This window comes from Bacillota bacterium, from assembly GCA_029961055.1.
GTDB lineage: Bacteria > Bacillota > Sulfobacillia > JAIMAT01 > JAIMAT01 > JAIMAT01.
On sequence record JASBVM010000051.1, the window covers coordinates 47,608 to 61,528 of the forward strand.

Annotated in this window: 15 protein-coding genes; 2 read left to right on the forward strand and 13 right to left on the reverse strand. The window is 74.3% G+C overall.

Going from position 1 to position 13,921, the window contains the following annotated elements; translation table 11 throughout:
* Window positions 1-58 precede the first annotated feature (58 nt).
* The 9 genes from era to rpsU all read right to left on the reverse strand — a co-directional run bounded on the left by era (window position 59) and on the right by rpsU (window position 7,546).
* On the reverse strand, window positions 59-961 hold the full coding sequence (era, locus tag QJR14_10720; protein ID MDI3318070.1) for a GTPase Era: 903 nt from the start codon (window positions 959-961) through the stop codon (window positions 59-61).
* Window positions 958-1,494 (reverse strand): hypothetical protein, encoded by a 537-nt coding sequence (locus tag QJR14_10725; GenBank protein MDI3318071.1) that lies wholly within the window; start codon window positions 1,492-1,494, stop codon window positions 958-960. Before QJR14_10725 ends, era begins: the two co-directional genes overlap by 4 nt.
* On the reverse strand, window positions 1,491-2,033 hold the full coding sequence (locus tag QJR14_10730; protein ID MDI3318072.1) for a diacylglycerol kinase family protein: 543 nt from the start codon (window positions 2,031-2,033) through the stop codon (window positions 1,491-1,493). Before QJR14_10730 ends, QJR14_10725 begins: the two co-directional genes overlap by 4 nt.
* On the reverse strand, window positions 2,030-2,530 hold the full coding sequence (gene ybeY, locus QJR14_10735) for an rRNA maturation RNase YbeY (GenBank protein ID MDI3318073.1): 501 nt from the start codon (window positions 2,528-2,530) through the stop codon (window positions 2,030-2,032). The genes QJR14_10730 and ybeY overlap by 4 nt, the downstream gene beginning before the upstream one ends.
* Window positions 2,472-4,658, reverse strand: coding sequence for an HDIG domain-containing protein (locus QJR14_10740; protein MDI3318074.1), 2,187 nt, complete (start codon window positions 4,656-4,658; stop codon window positions 2,472-2,474). The genes ybeY and QJR14_10740 overlap by 59 nt, the downstream gene beginning before the upstream one ends.
* 10 nt (window positions 4,659-4,668) lie before the next feature.
* On the reverse strand, window positions 4,669-5,628 hold the full coding sequence (locus QJR14_10745; GenBank protein MDI3318075.1) for a PhoH family protein: 960 nt from the start codon (window positions 5,626-5,628) through the stop codon (window positions 4,669-4,671).
* A 38-nt stretch (window positions 5,629-5,666) separates the two neighbouring features.
* On the reverse strand, window positions 5,667-6,935 hold the full coding sequence (gene yqfD, locus QJR14_10750; GenBank protein ID MDI3318076.1) for a sporulation protein YqfD: 1,269 nt from the start codon (window positions 6,933-6,935) through the stop codon (window positions 5,667-5,669).
* Window positions 6,926-7,270: a sporulation protein YqfC gene (gene yqfC / locus QJR14_10755; protein MDI3318077.1), complete on the reverse strand. Its 345-nt coding sequence runs from the start codon at window positions 7,268-7,270 to the stop codon at window positions 6,926-6,928. The genes yqfD and yqfC overlap by 10 nt, the downstream gene beginning before the upstream one ends.
* Window positions 7,271-7,372: 102 nt before the next feature.
* The gene (rpsU, locus tag QJR14_10760) at window positions 7,373-7,546 is read right to left on the reverse strand and encodes a 30S ribosomal protein S21 (GenBank protein ID MDI3318078.1); all 174 of its coding nucleotides are present in this window, start codon (window positions 7,544-7,546) and stop codon (window positions 7,373-7,375) included.
* A 336-nt stretch (window positions 7,547-7,882) separates the two neighbouring features.
* Between rpsU and QJR14_10765 the strand changes: the two genes are divergently transcribed.
* Entirely contained in the window at window positions 7,883-8,302 is a 420-nt protein-coding gene (locus QJR14_10765) for a winged helix-turn-helix transcriptional regulator (GenBank protein MDI3318079.1), read from the forward strand.
* A gap of 10 nt (window positions 8,303-8,312) precedes the next feature.
* Here the strand turns inward: QJR14_10765 and QJR14_10770 are convergent, their stop codons facing one another.
* Both QJR14_10770 and mtaB read right to left on the reverse strand, forming a co-directional pair.
* The gene (locus tag QJR14_10770; GenBank protein MDI3318080.1) at window positions 8,313-9,575 is read right to left on the reverse strand and encodes a D-alanine--D-alanine ligase family protein; all 1,263 of its coding nucleotides are present in this window, start codon (window positions 9,573-9,575) and stop codon (window positions 8,313-8,315) included.
* A gap of 56 nt (window positions 9,576-9,631) precedes the next feature.
* Window positions 9,632-11,122, reverse strand: a complete 1,491-nt coding sequence (mtaB, locus tag QJR14_10775; GenBank protein MDI3318081.1) for a tRNA (N(6)-L-threonylcarbamoyladenosine(37)-C(2))-methylthiotransferase MtaB — start codon at window positions 11,120-11,122, stop codon at window positions 9,632-9,634.
* A 174-nt stretch (window positions 11,123-11,296) separates the two neighbouring features.
* On the opposite strand from mtaB, the gene QJR14_10780 reads away from it, so the two are divergent.
* Window positions 11,297-11,779, forward strand: coding sequence for a phosphoribosyltransferase family protein (locus tag QJR14_10780; GenBank protein MDI3318082.1), 483 nt, complete (start codon window positions 11,297-11,299; stop codon window positions 11,777-11,779).
* On the opposite strand, the gene QJR14_10785 is transcribed toward QJR14_10780, so the two are convergent.
* Window positions 11,776-12,690 (reverse strand): 50S ribosomal protein L11 methyltransferase, encoded by a 915-nt coding sequence (locus tag QJR14_10785; GenBank protein ID MDI3318083.1) that lies wholly within the window; start codon window positions 12,688-12,690, stop codon window positions 11,776-11,778. The genes QJR14_10780 and QJR14_10785 overlap by 4 nt on opposite strands.
* A 90-nt stretch (window positions 12,691-12,780) precedes the next feature.
* On the reverse strand, window positions 12,781-13,920 hold the full coding sequence (dnaJ, locus tag QJR14_10790; protein ID MDI3318084.1) for a molecular chaperone DnaJ: 1,140 nt from the start codon (window positions 13,918-13,920) through the stop codon (window positions 12,781-12,783).
* Between the last annotated feature and the right edge of the window lies 1 nt (window position 13,921).

Consider the following 13,921-nt stretch of genomic DNA (forward strand, 5'->3'; position numbering starts at 1 on the left):
CCAGTCCGGGGCCTATTCCCGATGGCAACATCCTACCGCGCCTGGGAGTCGCGCCGTCTCACGACCTCCCGTTCTCGTCGGCGTAACCCAGCGAGCGGAGCCGGCCCGGGTGGTCGCGCCAGTCCTCCTTCACCTTGACGTAGAGGTCGAGGTAGATCGGGGTGCCGAAGAGCGCCTCGATCTGCTGCCGCGCCCGGCTGCCGATCTCGCGCAGCATGCGCCCGCGCTGGCCGATGACGATCCCTTTCTGGGAGTCGCGCTCGACCCAGATCGTCGCCCCCACGTAGAGGCGGCCCTGGGGCCGCGGCTCCAGCGCCTCGACGGTGACGGCGGTGGAGTACGGGATCTCTTCCCGGGTCAGCTCGAACACCTGTTCGCGGATCAGCTCGGCCATCACCCGCTCCTCCGGCTGGTCCGTCCGCTCGCCCTCGGGGAAGTAGGCCGGTCCCTCGGGCATGGCGGCCAGGACGCCCTCGCGCAGTTCGGGCAGCCCCGCGCCGGTCAGCGCGGAGACGCGCCAGCGCCGCGCGTAGGGCGCCAGGGAGGCGTAGGCTTCCTCGCGCCGCTCCAGCGTCGCCGCGTCGACCAGGTCGATCTTGTTGACCACCAGGTGGAGGGGCGCCTCGGCCCGGGCGATCCGCTCGGCCGCCTTCCGCTCCGCCTCCCGGGGCTCGCGGTCGGCGGCCACCACGTGGAGCACCAGCTCGACGCCCTCCAGCGCCCCTTCGGCCACGCGCTCCATGTACTCGCCCAGCCGGCTCTGCGGCCGGTGGAGGCCGGGCGTGTCCAGGAAGACCACCTGCCCGCCGGGGTGGTGGAGGACGCCGGCGATCCGGTGGCGCGTCGTCTGCGGCTTGGACGAGACGATGGAGACCTTGGTCCCCAGGAGCGCGTTGAGCAGCGTCGACTTGCCGACGTTGGGCCGTCCGGCCAGGACGGCGAAGCCCGACCGGTAGCTCATGCCCTCCCGCCCCCCTGGCGCCGGGCGGGGCCCTCGGCGCCGCCCGGCCCGGCGGTGTCGCCGCGCGGAGCCGGCACCACCATGCCCGCGGAGACGATGACGCGCATCGCTTCCTCGACGCTCATGTCGACGAAGACCACCTCGTCGCGCGGGACCATCACCCGGCTGCCCGAGGCCGGGTTGGGGGTGGTCGGGATGAAGACGTTGACCAGCGATCCGGGCGCAGCCCGCGAGCCGCCGCGGTCCGCCCGGCCGTCGCCGGCGGCGGGCGGGCCGGGCCAGCGCTCGCCCAGGCCCCCGGGGTCCCTCGTCACGAAGCCGGGCGACCAGAAACCCCGCCGCAGCCCCGGCAGGTGCCAGGGCAGGAAGCTGAAGAGCACGCCGCGCAAGAAGCTGTCGGTCCAGGTGAAAAGCAGGCAGAGGGCGTAGACGGTGGCCACCACCGGCACCAGCGCGCCCAGCCCGCTCAGGAAGAGCGTCCTCAGCCTGGCGAGGAAGGGCTCCCCGATCCGTCGCCACCTCCGCCTGCTCATCGCACCCCGCGCCCCCCGCTCGCTCCATGCCCTCCGCGACCCCCGCGCGGCCCGCCCGCCCAGGCCAGAGCGGCCAGGACGAGCGCGCCCGCCAGGACCAGCCCCTCCCGCCAGCCGCTCTCCAGCAGACGCCGGACGACCCACCCCGGCTCCAGCGCGGCCGGGAGCAGGACACCCAGCGCCACCGCCAGCGCCCCCGCCGCCATCACCAGGACCGCGCCGGCGGAGACGTCCTTGGCGCGCCCCGCCTTGGGGTGGAGGCGGGGCATCGCCAGGTCGACCGCTTCCTCCACCGCCGTGTTGAAGAGTTCCCCGGCCAGGACCAGCGCGATGGCCACCGCGACCACCGCCAGCCGGGTGCCGCCCACCTCCAGCCACCAGCCGGCGGCCAGGGCGAGGTAGGCGGCGACCACGTCGATGCGGAAGTTGGGCTCGGTCCGCCAGGCGTTGGCCAGGCCGCGGAACGCGTAGCGGAAGGAGTCCAGCCGGCTCCGCGCCCGCAGCGGCGGGCGCCTCACGGGCCGGCCCGGCGGCTTCATCCCCCGGCCTCCCGCCGGAGGCCGAACTCGGCCAGGACCGCTTCCGTCTCGGCCATCATCCGCTCCTCTTCCTCCGGCTCCTGGTGGTCCCAGCCGAGCACGTGGAGCGTGCCGTGGACGACCAGGAAGGCCATCTCCCGTTCCAGCGAGTGCCCGTACTCGCCCGCCTGGCGGCGCGCCGTGGGGAGGCTGACCACCACGTCGCCCAGGAGGAGCGGCGGCGCCTCGCGGGCGCGCGGGGCGGCCGATCCGGCCAGGCGACGGATCTCCTCGGGCTCGTACTGGGGGAAGGAGAGGACGTCGGTGGGCCGGTCGACGCCCCGGTGGAGGCGGTTGAGGCGCCGGACCTCCTCGTCGCCCGTCACCGTCACGTCCAGCTCACCCGCGCCCACCCCCGCACGCTCCAGCGCCCGCTGGCCGACCCGCTCCAGGAGCCCTTCAAGCGCCGGATCGATGCCCTCGTCGCTGGGCAGCTCCACCCTCACCCGGACGGTCACCCTCGCCGACCTCCCTCTCCAGCTCCTCGATCATCCGGTTGTCCGGATACTCCACGCGGTGGTGGTAGGCTCCCGTCAGCACCCGGACGAAGGTCTCCCGGATCGTGTCCAGGTCGCGGAGCGTCAGGTCCGAACGATCGAGCTGGCCGTCCGCCAGCCGGTCCTGGATGATCTTCCGCACCATTCCCTCGATGTGCTGGGGCGTCGGCCGCTCCAGCGAGCGCACGGCCGCCTCCGAGCCGTCGGCCAGCATGACGATCGCCGTCTCGCGGCTGTGCGGGCGCGGTCCGGTGTGGCGGAACTGCGCCTCGGGCGGCGGCGAGCCCGCCTGGCTGGCGGCCCGATGATAGAAATAGCTCACCAGGGCGGTCCCGTGGTGTTCGGGGATGAACGCCTGGATCTCCTCGGGGAGCCCGTACTCCCGGGCCAGCTCCAGCCCGTCGCGCACGTGCGACTGGACGATCAGCGCGCTCAGGTAGGGCGAGAGGCGGTCGTGCGGGTTCTCGCCGGTGAACTGGTTCTCGACGAAGAAGTAGGGCCGGCGGATCTTGCCCACGTCGTGGTAGTAGGCGCCCACCCGGGCCAGGAGCCCGTTGGCGCCGACGGCGTCGGCCGCCGCCTCGGCGAGGTTGGCCACCATCAGGCTGTGGTGGTAGGTGCCGGGCGCCTGGGTGATCAGGAGTCGCAGGAGCGGCTGGTCGGGGTTGGCCAGCTCCATCAGGCGGATCGGCGTCAGGATGCCGAAGGCTTCCGCCAGCGGAAGCATGCCGATGGTGGTCACCCCGCCCAGCAGGAGGCCGCCGGCCGCGGCGGCGAGGACGTCGATCCAGAGGGTGGCGCTGCCGAGGGGCGTCGGCGAGAGCAGCCCCTCCACCGCCAGGGTGGCCACCGCCTGGACCAGACCCACCAGGAGGCCGGCGCGGAGGATGTCGCTGCGCAGCCGCACCCGGCGGACCGCCTCCACGCCCATCAGGGCGCCCGCCCCCAGCACCAGCGTCAGCGCCGGCTGGGGCGAGAGGACGAAGCCCAGCACCCCGCCCAGGAGGACGGCGACCACCACGCCCAGCATGGGCTCGAAGGTGATGGTGACCAGCATGGCCGTCCCCGCCAGGGGCGCCAGGAAGGCCGAGACGGGGCGCAGGAGGAGCGAGAGCGCCAGCGCGCTGGCCATGGTCAGCGCCAGGAGCGCCAGGTGGCTCACCCGGCTCCAGACATGCGGCCAGAACCGCCGGAGGAAGAGCGCCAGCAGCGCCACCACCAGCCCCGCCCAGACCGCCGCGCCGCCTGCCGCGCGCAGGCGGTCCAGCGGCCCGGCGGCGCGGAGCAGGCCGGCTTCCCGGAGAAGCTCCACCTGCTCGGGGGTCACCCGCTCGCCCTCGCGGACGATCACCTCGCCGCGCAGGATCATCTGGTCCGGCACCGCCCGCCGGGCGGCCTCCACGGCCTGCGCGGTCCGCTGCCTGTCCTCGAAGGTGTTGGGCTGGAGGCGGGCCGCCCCCAGGTCGGCCATGAACTGGCGGAGGCCGGCGGTGAAGTCCATCTGGGCGGTGGCCAGGCGGAGGTCGCTCTGGTAGGCGGAGAGGTTGGCCTGGGTGATCTCCTGCCCCAGCTCCCTGGAGACCGCCTGGTCCAGCATCCGCTCCACCGAGTCGACCGTACGGTCGCTGGCGGTCAGGATCTCCCGGAGCGCCTGCCGGGTGGTGGGCAGGTCGAGCCGGCTCTCCAGGAGCGTCATCTTCTGGTCGAGGGGGAGCTGGGCGGCGCGTACCTGGCGGACGACGGAGAAGTCGTTCTGGATCTGATCGAGGACGCGCCCGGTGACCGTGGGGTCGCGCCGCATCACCGGAGCCACGTGGCTGGCCGCTTCCTGCCGGAGCTTCTCGGTGGTCCGGCGGTCGACGAAGTCGTGGGGGGCCTTGAGCGTGACGGGCGCCACCTGCCCGGCCCTGACCGTCAGCGTCCGCGGCCAGGCGGCGGTGCCCAGGACGAGGGCGAGCACCAGCCAGAGGCCGGCGACCAGGAGGGTCCGCTGCGCGCGCCGGCCCGGCGCGATGCGCGCGAAGAGGCGGCGGACCGCCTCCCGCGCCCGCACCGCATCCTGCGGCCCCCTGCCCTGCGACGGCGGCAACGGCCTCGCCCTACTTCCTGCCGTCCCGGGAGCGCTCGGCCTCCTCATAGCGCTCGTAGGCCTGGATCACCTTCTGCACCAGCGGATGGCGGACCACGTCGGTCTCCTGCAGGTAGACGAAGGCGATGCCCTCGATGCCCTGGAGGATGCCGCGCACCACCTGGAGGCCGGAGTACTGGTCGCGGGGCAGGTCGACCTGGGTGACGTCGCCCGTGATCACCGCCTTGGAGCCGAAGCCGAGGCGGGTGAGGAACATCTTCATCTGCTCCGGCGTCGTGTTCTGCGCCTCGTCCAGGATGACGAAGGAGTCGTCCAGCGTGCGGCCGCGCATGTAGGCCAGCGGCGCCACCTCGATGATGCCCCGCGAGACGTAGCGCTCGAAGGTGTCGACGCCCAGCATGTCCCAGAGCGCGTCGTGGAGCGGCCGCAGGTAGGGGTTGACCTTCTCCTGCAGGTCGCCGGGCAGGAAGCCCAGCTTCTCCCCCGCCTCCACCGCCGGCCGCGTGAGCACCAGGCGGACGAAGCGCCGCTCGCGCAGCGCGGCCACGGCCATGGCCACCGCCAGGTAGGTCTTGCCCGTGCCGGCGGGGCCGATGCCGAAGACGATGTCGTTGCGGCGGATCGCCTCCACGTAGCGGCGCTGCCCCAGCGTCTTGGGATGGACCTGCCGGCCGCGGGGCGTGGTCAGAATGGCGTCCCGCGCGACCTCGCCCAGCCGCTGCACCTCGCCGCGCCGCGCCAGGTCGATGGCGTAGTGCACGTCCTGACTGGAGATCTCCTGCCCCTGGGACTGGAGCTCCACCAGCTGCTCCACCAGTTCGCGAACCTGTTCCGTCGACTCCGGGGAACCGGAGATGGCCAGCTCGTTGCCGCGGGCGACGATCTCCACGTCGAAGGCCCGCTCCATGGCCTTGAGAGGCTCTTCCTGACGGCCGGCCAGAAGGCGGGCCGCGTCATCGGGGATCAGGATCTGCCGGGTGGAGACATTCTTCGCCGGCAAGCTCGGCATCAACCTCCCGGAGGAGCCGTCCGCCCCTCCTGCCCGGCGCCCCCTGGAACGGGTGCGGGCTCCACCGCCCGGGCGACGCCGATCTCCTCGATGGTCTCCAGCTGCACCCAGACCCCGACCCGCTGGGCCGTCCGCTGCACCACCTGCGTCCGCTCCTCCACGATGCGCGCGCCGCGGACGAGCTGGCGTCGAATCAGGGCCAGGGCGCTCTCGCGGGCCGCCCGCTCCGCGGCATGGACGTCGCGTCGCCGGAGCACGGTGGCGTTTTCATTATACTGCACGCGCCGGACGCTCACGGGCAGCCAGAGGTGCCGCCACTGGGCCGGCAGCACCTCCACCACCCGGCGCCGGTACTGCCCGAAGGGCGGCGCCTGCCACCACGGCGGCCAGCCCACCTCCAGGCGCGCGCCCAGCACCTCCACCTGCCAGCGCGCGTACGAGCGACCCGTGGGCACCTCCGCCGGGTAGACCAGGGCGGCTTCGGCGTAGGCGCTGTACCAGACCCGCCCCAGGACCCGGCCGCGGGCGTGGACCCAGAGGACACCCTCGCCCTCGCCGCCGCCCTCGCGGGCGACCGGCACCTGGCCGCTGATCAGGACCCGGCCCGGCTCCACGATGTCGCCCGGCTTCACCTGGGCCAGGCCCTGCTCCGCCTCCACCCGGACCACCTGCGCCTCCCGCCGGGCGACCACGTCGGCGGGCCGGGCGGGCGCCGGCTTCGGTTCGGGCAGCTTCTCCACCACCCGCACCAGCGCCCGGGAGCCCTGGATGCGGATGCCGGCCCAGGCCACCTGCGGCAGCGAGCGCTCCAGGGCACCCGCCACCCTCGCCGGGTCGATCAGCGGCCGGAAGGCCCCCGGCTTCAGCCCCTCCCGGGCGAGCACGGCCAGGATGGCCTGGCGGGGGAGCTGGTGGTTCCCCCGCACCTCGACGAACCAGACGAAGTTGGACAGCAGGTAGACGAAGAGGAGCGCCAGCGCGGCGCCGCCCACCCAGCCGCGGTGCGCCCGCATCCTGCGCGCGAGGAAGGGCGCTCCCCCGCGCTCCCGGATCCGGACCCGGACGCGCAGGCCGCGCGCGGCACGGCGCAGCGCCGGCAGGTCGCGGAGCCGGAGGAGGAGCTCCAGCCCGCCATCCTCCCGCGCGGTCCGCACCCCCCAGACGGGCACGTCTTCCTGCATCAGCCGGTTGAGCAGCCGCTCCGGCCTCCGCCCGCTGAGCGTCACCCGCAGGAAGCCCCTCCACCAGAGCGCCAGCCTCAGCCCCATGGCCGCTTCCTCCGCTCGCCCGGCCGCTCCGGCCGCGCCTGTCCCTCCGGCCGGACCGGGCGCTCGAGGCGGATGGAGGCGATCCGGCCGGCGAGGACGAGCTGCTCGCGGTCCATCTTGCGCACCACCAGCTCCTCTCCGCCCACCAGCAGGAGGCCGATGCGGGTGGCGACCCGGATCTCTTCCGGCGTGTAGCGGACGAGGCCGCGGTGATTCTCCAGCAGGAGCATCACCTGGCCGATCAGCGTCAGCCGGGGCAGGTCGAGGAGGGTGTCGTCCGGCAGCTCGAGCCACGCTTCGAGGGCGCCCGCCAGCCCGCTGGGCCGCTCTGGCAAGGGCCTCCCTCCCTCTCGCGAGGAGTCTATGGACGTGGGTCGCCGGGTAGAAGCGGGGCGCCGGCCGGAGCCGGCGCCCTGCGAGGCCGGGAGAGGATGCGGTCAGGCGCGCTTCCGCCGCGCGGCCTTCGACTTCTTCTTCCTGCGGACGCTGGGTTTGTCGTAGTACTCGTGGCGTCGCGCGTCCGCCAGAACACCGCTCTTCTGGCAGACCTTGCGGAACCGGCGGAGGGTGGCGTCCAGCGACTCGTTCTCGCCCCGCACGACCTGGGCCATCTGCTCCCCTCCTTCCGGCCGCGGCGCGCGGATCCGGTCCGGCGCCGTCCGTCCGGAGACCGGGCGGCCTGGCCCATGGTACCGCATCGCCTGTCGGTGGCCTGATTATAGGCGAGAGTCGATCCCGCCGAACAGAGGTTTCGTGGGGCGGGTGCCGGACCGGCGCGCCCGGGGCCATCCCCCGCCGGTCCCGTCCCGGAGGTTAACGCCTGCTTCATCCAACCTTCGTCGACCCGCAACCCGCCCGGCGCTCACCCGGGATAGCCTGCCTACAGAACGGCGGCTCCGCCGGTCCCAGGGAAGCGGAGCCGCCCCACGAAAGCGAGGCGATCCCGCATGCCGGCCATCGGAAGCGCCACCCTCCCCTGGCGCGACGAGGAAGCGCCCTTCGACGCCCCCGCCCCGTCGGGGGGATCCCCCGCGGGGGCGCTGGAGGCGGCGCTGCGCACGTGCGGCCTGGTCTGCGACCGGTACATGGAGGCGACCCGGCTGGTGGAGAGGCGCTGGACGCTCCCCATCCTGGCCGCCCTCCTGGCCGGCCCGCGCCGTTTCAGCCAGATCGCGGAAGAGGTGCCCGGCCTCAGCGACCGGCTCCTCTCGCTCCGGCTCCGCGACCTGGCGCGCCGGGGCCTGGTGGTGCGCGAGGTGGAGGCGACCACGGTCCCCGTCCGCATCCGCTACCGGTTGAGCGAGAAGGGATACGACCTCTGGCGGACGGTGGTGGATCTCCACCGCTGGGCCGACCGCTGGCTCTGAGCCCGGAAGGCTACCCCGCCGGCTCGCCCGGGCCGGCCGCGTCGGCCGCCTCGTCCGGGTCGGGCAGGAGGCTGAGGCCGGCGCGGAGCCGGTGCCGCTCCAGCGCCAGCTCGATCAGCCGCTCCAGCAGCTTGGGGAGCGGCAGACCCGTCGCCTCCCAGAGCTTGGGGTACATGCTGATCGACGTGAAGCCGGGGATGGTGTTCAGCTCGTTGACGTAGAGCCGGCCGCTCCCCCGCTCCATCAGGAAGTCGACCCGCGCCATCCCCTCGCAGCCCAGCGCCCGGTAGGCCTCCACCGCCAGCTGGCGGACGCGCTCGGTGGTGGGGCGGTCGAGCGGAGCCGGGATCAGGAGGGCGCTTCCTTCCTCGAGGTACTTGGCGCGGTAGTCGTAGAAGCTCCGGTGCGGGACGATCTCGCCGGGAAGCGAGGCCTCGGGCGAGCTGTTCCCGAGGACCGAGCACTCGATCTCCCGGGCGGGGATCGCCCGCTCCACCACCAGGCGGAGGTCGTAGCGGCCGGCCCGCTGGAGCGCCGCGGGCAGCCGCTCCGGGCGGTCGACGCGGGAGATGCCGACGCTGGAGCCGAGGTTGGCGGGCTTGACGAAGACCGGGTAGCCCAGCTCCTTCTCCACCCGCTCCGCCACCCGGCCGGGCTCCTCGTCGCGCCGGACGAGGAGGAAGGGGAGGACGGGCAGGCCGTGGGCGCGCAGGACGTCCTTGGTCAGCGCCTTGTCCATGGCCAGCGCCGAGGCCGTGACGCCCGCGCCCACGTACGGGATCCCGGCCACCTCCAGGAGGCCCTGGATCGAACCGTCCTCGCCGAAGGGGCCGTGCAGGACGGGGAAGACCACGTCCCACCGGCCGGGGGCCAGCCCGCCGGCTCCCGCCCCGCCCTCGCCGGGGAGCGGCCGGACACCCCCGGCGGCGAGCAGCCGCGCCCCCTCCGCGGGGAGCAGGGCCACGCCCTCGCCGCCCTCCTCGGGCGGGGCGCCGGCCGGGGCCTCCGCCTCGCCGGGCGCGGAGGCCCACGCGGCCAGCAGGCGGTGAAGCCGCTCCGGCTCGCCGCCCAGCCCCTTCAGCGCGGCGGCGGGCAGCTGCCGCCAGCGGCCGTCCCGGGAGATGGCCACCGGCACCGGTTCGAAGCGCGACCGGTCCAGGGCGGCGATCACGGTGGCGGCCGAGTGGACGGAGACCTCGTGCTCCGCCGAACGGCCCCCGAAGAGGACGGCCACCCTTAACCTGCGCCCGCCTGAAGCGCTGTCCTGCTCCAACCTCCTCGCCTCCACCCTCCGGGGCCTGCCGGTTGACGGCCCGGCTGCCATGGATTCTATGCGTATCGCGCCGGCAGCTCGCCCCCCACGGGCCTGCCGACCAGCGCCTCGCCCTCCTCGCCCTCCAGCCGGACGCGGACGATCCGGTTGGCCAGCTCCGGGCCGCCGGGAAGCCGCACCCGCAGGTAGCCGGGCGTCAGCCCCTCCATCCAGCCCTCCCGTGCCGGCTCGTCCTCCACCAGCACCGGCGCCTCGCGGCCGATCCAGGAGCGCCGCGCCGCCGCCGCCAGCCGCCCGCCCAGCTCCAGCAGCGCCGCCACCCGCTCCCGCTTGACCGGCTCGGGCACCTGGTCCGGGAAGGCGGCCGCCGGCGTCCCCTTCCTCGCCGAGTAGGGGAAGACGTGGAGGCGCTCGAAGCCCGTCGCCTCCAGGAAGCGGTACCCTTCCCGGAAGGCTTCCTCGTCCTCGCCCGGGAAGCCGGTGATCACGTCGGTGCTCAACCCCACGTCGGGCATCAGCCGGCGCGCCCGCTCGACGATCCGGGCGAAGTCCGCCGTGGTGTAGCGGCGGCGCATGGCGCGGAGGATGCGGTCCGAGCCGGCCTGGAGCGGCAGGTGGAGATGGTGGCAGAAGTTGGGGCTCTCCGCCATGGCCGCCAGGAGCTCCTCGTCCACGTCCATGGGCTCGATGGAGGAGAGCCGCAGCCGGTCGAGGCCGGGGAGGCGGCCCAGCGCCCGGATCACCTCGGCCAGGGACGGCCGCCCGGGCAGGTCGCGGCCCCAGGCGCCGACGTGCACACCGGTCAGCACCACCTCGCGGAAGCCGGCGGCCAGGAGGCGCTCGGCCTCCCGCCGGATCGACTCCAGGCTGCGGGAGCGGAGGCCGCCGCGGGCGTAGGGGATGACGCAGTAGGTACAGAACTCGTTGCAGCCCTCCTGGATCTTGAGCGGCGCGCGCGTCCGCCCGGTGAACGCCTCCACCGCCAGGTCGTCGAAGCTCCGCTCCGCGAAGATATTGCCGACCGTGGAGGCGGGCCGGCCGCCGGCGCGGGCCGACTCGGCCAGCTCGACGACGCGCTCGCGCCCCTGGTTGCCCAGCACCACGCCGACGCCGGGCAGGCCGGCCACCTCGCCGCGCGCCACCTGCGCGTAGCAGCCGGCGACCACCACCACCGCCCCGGGGTTGCGGCGGTGGGCGCGGCGGATCAGCTGGCGCGACTTGCGGTCGCTCTCGCCGGTCACGGTGCAGGTGTTGACGATGTAGACGTCGGCCTCCGCGTCGAAGGGGACCACCCGGTAGCCGGCGCGACGGAAGCGCTCCAGGAGCGCCTCCCCGTCGTACTGGTTGACCTTGCAGCCGAGCGTCCGGAGCGCCACGCGGCCCCTCTCTGCCGCCGCGGGCGCGGCCGCGACCAGGCCGGCGCCGGGAGACGTCGGGTTCGCATCCATGCGGCTTTCCTCCACCTCGGCCGGGGCCGCGGCCAGCGCGGCCGTCGCGCCCCTCTCCGGGCGGGCCCGCCCGGCCGAGCCACTCTCGATCGTGCCCACGCTAGCGCCCGCCGGCGGCGGGCGTCAACGGCCGCCGCCCGGAGACGACCGCCGGGAAGCCGTCCCCGGGGACCGCCGCCGGCACGGGCGCGGCGCGCCGTCGCCCGGCCCCGCCTCGGCGTGGTATCCTGGCAGCAATCCATCCGCTTCAGCCCTTCGAGGAGTGGGACTCCATTGGCGACGGCGTCCGGCGACGCGATCCGGAAGATCCACCTGTCCTGGGAGTCGGTGGCCGAGGCGGTCGACCGCCTCGTCGAAAAGCTGCCCGGCGACTACGACGCGCTGCTGGTGGTGACGCGGGGGGGCATGGTACCCGCCTGCCTGATCAGCGAGAAGACCGGCATGCGCAACATCCTGGTGGCGGCGGTCATGTTCTACGACGACGTGGAGCACCGCATCGAGCAGCCCACCTTCCTGCAGTTCCCGCCCGACCCCTTCCTCAAGGGGAAGCGGATCCTGGTCGTGGACGACGTCTGGGACACCGGCCGGACGGTGATGGCGGTCCGGCAACGGGTGCTGGAGGCCGGAGGGCGTCCCGAGGTGGCGGTCCTCCACTACAAGCCCTCCCGCTCGCTCTTCCCTGAGCAGAAGCCCGACTACTACGACCAGGTGATCGAGCAGTGGATCGTCTACCCCTGGGAGCCTGACGGCGTCTAGGCGCCCACCGGCCGCTCGAGCAGGGGCGCGACCCAGCCGCTCTCGCTGCGCGCGCCCCTCCAGAGGAGGCCGGCCTCGCCCAGGCGCTGGCGCACCTCCTCGGCGTAGACGTCGACGATGCCCGAGGCGACCAGCAGGCCGCCGGGAGCCAGGACGCGCGCCAGGTCGGCGGCGTTCTCGCTGAGGAGATCGGCGGTCAGGTTGGCCAGCACCAGGGCGTACGCCCCGTCCGGCTCGTAGCCCACCTCGCCCAGGGCGACGTGGACCCGGTCCGCCACCTGGTTCTCCTCCACGTTGTGGCGGGCGACGCGGACGGCCACCGGGTCGATGTCCAGGGCCCGGACCTCCCGCGTCTCGTCGAGAAGGGCGACCGTGATGGCCAGGATGCCCGAGCCCGTCCCCACGTCCAGGACGGGTCCCGACGGAGCCCGCGGCGGGCTGCCCCCACTGCCCCCCTCGGGGGCGCCCAGGACGCTCTCGATCCAGCGCATGGCCAGGGCGGTGGAGGGATGCGTCCCGGTGCCGAAGGCCATACCGGGATCCATGCGGATGATCCGGTCGCCCGTCCGGGGCTGGTACTCCTCCCAGGTGGGCACGACGACCAGGTGCTCGCCGACGCGCGTGGGATGGTAGAAGCGCCGCCAGGCGTTGGCCCAGTCCTCCTCGTGGACCCGGCGCCGCTCTTCGCGCCACTCCGCCATGCCCGGGAAGAAGGCCACCAGGTCGGTCAGCGCGCCGCGGATCGACCGGAGCCGCTCGTCGAGCCGGTCGTCGTCCGGGAAGTAGGCGCGGAGCGTGGCCTCCCGCTCGTCGTCGATGGCCACCCCGCCGGAGCCCTGCTCGTTCAGGAGGTTGGCCACCGCCTCCAGCGCGTCAGGCGGGACGGTGAGACGCACCTCGATGTAGTCCATCAGCCATCACCTGCCGCCTTCCCAAAGGGCTCGCCCCCCGCGGCGCGGGAGACGACCCCCCGGCCTCTCGGCCCGGCCTCGCCCGGCGATCTACATATTGAGCGCGTCCCGCATACGCCGGACGAAGCCCCGCTCGTCGCGCCCCGAGGGAGAGCGCCCCTCCAGCTCGGCCAGGCGCTGGAGAAGCTCGCGCTGCTCCTGGCTGATCTCCTTGGGCACGTGGATCTCGACGCGGATGAGCAGGTCGCCGGTCCCCGCGCGGTCCAGCCTGCGGGCGCCCTTGCCGCGGATGCGGAACTCGGTGCCGGAGCGGGTCCCGGGCGGGATGCGCAGCCGCTCCGCCCCGCGCGGCCCCTCCACCTCGATCTCGTCGCCCAGGACCGCCTGGGTGTAGTGGATGGGCACCGTCATCTCCACGTCCGCCCCGGCCCGTCGCCAGCGAGGATCGGGCCGGACATGGAGCAGGACCAGCAGGTCGCCCGGCGGTCCGCCCGCCGGGCCGGCCTCGCCCTCGCCGGCCACGCGCAGCCGGACACCGTCCTCCGCGCCCTCGGGGATCCGGACCCGGATCTGCTTCTTCCTGCGGACCGTGCCGCGGCCGCCGCAGCTGGGGCAGGGCCGCTCGATCACCGTGCCGCGGCCGCCGCACTGGGGGCAGGTGCTGGAGACGACGAACTGGCCGAAGGGCGTCTGGCGGGCGGTCCGCACCTGGCCGCGACCGCCGCAGCGCGGGCAGCGGACGGGTCCGGTCCCCGGGGCCGCGCCGCTCCCGCCGCAGGTGCCGCAGCGCTCCTCGCGGACCACGTCCACTTCCTGCCAGCCGCCGAAGAAGGCGGTGCGGAAGTCGGTGGTCGCCTCCACCACCACGTCCCGGCCTCGCTCCGGACCGGCGTGACGGCGCGGCCCGCCGCCGAAGAAGCTCTCGAAAAGGTCGCCCAGGCCGAGGTCCTCGAAGTCGAAGCCGCCGAAGCCGTCCGCGCCACCCGGCCCGGCGCCGGCCCCCGGCTGGAAGGCCGCCCGGCCGAAGCGGTCGTACTGGGCGCGCTTCTCCGGATCGCTCAGGATCTGGTAGGCCTCGTTGATCTCCTTGAACTTGGCCTCCGCATCCGGGTCATCCGGGTTGGCGTCCGGGTGGTACCGGCGCGCCAGGCGCCGGAAGGCCGCCTTGATCTCCTCCTGCGACGCCCCCCGGCGGACGCCCAGCACCTCGTAGTAGTCGCGGTCGGCCATG

Bases quoted from the DNA above. Each gene is read 5' to 3' on its own strand.
- era (MDI3318070.1), bottom strand. From the start codon at position 961: ATGAGCTACCGGTCGGGCTTCGCCGTCCTGGCCGGACGGCCCAACGTC.
- QJR14_10725 (MDI3318071.1), bottom strand. From the start codon at position 1,494: ATGAGCAGGCGGAGGTGGCGACGGATCGGGGAGCCCTTCCTCGCCAGG.
- QJR14_10730 (MDI3318072.1), bottom strand. From the start codon at position 2,033: ATGAAGCCGCCGGGCCGGCCCGTGAGGCGCCCGCCGCTGCGGGCGCGG.
- yqfD (MDI3318076.1), bottom strand. From the start codon at position 6,935: ATGGGGCTGAGGCTGGCGCTCTGGTGGAGGGGCTTCCTGCGGGTGACG.
- rpsU (MDI3318078.1), bottom strand. From the start codon at position 7,546: ATGGCCCAGGTCGTGCGGGGCGAGAACGAGTCGCTGGACGCCACCCTC.
- QJR14_10765 (MDI3318079.1), top strand. From the start codon at position 7,883: ATGCCGGCCATCGGAAGCGCCACCCTCCCCTGGCGCGACGAGGAAGCG.
- QJR14_10785 (MDI3318083.1), bottom strand. From the start codon at position 12,690: ATGGACTACATCGAGGTGCGTCTCACCGTCCCGCCTGACGCGCTGGAG.
- dnaJ (MDI3318084.1), bottom strand. From the start codon at position 13,920: ATGGCCGACCGCGACTACTACGAGGTGCTGGGCGTCCGCCGGGGGGCG.